Origin of the sequence: Bartonella sp. AU18XJBT (genome assembly GCF_028618595.1) — a bacterium.
Classification (GTDB): domain Bacteria; phylum Pseudomonadota; class Alphaproteobacteria; order Rhizobiales; family Rhizobiaceae; genus Bartonella.
On the sequence record NZ_JAQITE010000137.1, the window covers coordinates 1 to 1,266 of the forward strand.

General features: G+C 42.9%; 2 pseudogenes. Both read right to left on the minus strand.

What is annotated here, in order from left to right:
* A pseudogene (locus tag PVV60_RS10535) lies at positions 1 to 528 on the minus strand (hypothetical protein); the annotation flags it as partial.
* A gap of 13 nt (positions 529 to 541) precedes the next feature.
* A pseudogene (locus tag PVV60_RS10540) lies at positions 542 to 1,266 on the minus strand (phage portal protein); the annotation flags it as partial.

Consider the following 1,266-nt stretch of genomic DNA (forward strand, 5'->3'; position numbering starts at 1 on the left):
AGACCAAGCACTTAATTGCTTCGCACGCGTCTCATAAAGAAAATCTGCTGCTGCATCAAAATCACTGTATTTATCTTTGATTGATGTAACAGAACTTTCTAAAAACTGGTTCAAATGTCCATTAAATTCCTGGGATTCAATAGCTTGCCTTTGAACATCCTGTTGTGCACGAATATACGCATCTTGCTCTTGTAGCTTTTTGCCAATCCACCCCATATAACCAATAATATCTTGTGCAGGGTCTGGAGGTCCGCCTTCACCTTCAACCATTGCTGTCTGAGCTTGGGGCTCGTAAAACTTAGCAAGCGCTTCACGGGCTTGTTGAGCTTGTTGTTCTGCATATTGCCGATCTATAGGAACGATTTCTGAAGGCTTGTCAACGGGCTCTGCAACCGGCTCTGGAGGTGTACCATCATGGCTCTCAACGCTTTCTACCTCATAATCATTCTCAAAAGAACTCTCATCATCAAAAACTGGTGCTCCAACCCTGTAATCTTCATTCATAGCTTCGTTCATTTCTGCATTCATTCTCTAACCTCTCTCAAATGCTTCTTCCTCTGTATGTTGCCGCTCTTTCACGCATGATTTGATTTTGCATTTGTTCATTGTAAATGCGTTGCCTTTCAAGCTCATGGCGTTGTTGCATAATCTCCGCTTCCAATTCTGCTCTCTTTTGACGCATGAACAATTCAATCTGCTTTTGTTGTAAATCCATCTGTTGCATCTGGCTTTTGGTCGCAATATCTTGTTGCTTTTCTTGCAACTTCATTTCTTGTTCCGGATTCATTTGCTGTTGTTGGGCTTGTTGTGCCATTTGCTGCTGTTGCATCTTCTCACTCACGCGATTGAGTAAGGACGCTGGCAATGGTGAATAACGAAGCAGATCAAGCATGATATCCGGTGTAACGGCATTTTGAAGCAACGGTAACAGCTGCGTGATAATGCCAAAGGTCCGTTCTTTCTCATTCGGGCTGGTTGGCGCATCATCAACCACAATGTCATAATCAACACTCATTACCGCTTCACGGGTTAAAGGAATATATTGTGCATTCTCCTCTCCCGATATCCGTACCAAACGACCATCAGACAAATAATTCTGTATAAGATGTAAAATAATCTTACCCTGCCTTTTGCGATACAAACGCAAGCCATCAAACAAACAAGCAAGCAGATTAAGACTGGATTGACGCCGTTGTGCCTCTAAAATCCCTGCTTGTGAAACTTCTCTCGTTCCAATAAACTCGGGCGATAAACCCGTAACTTGAT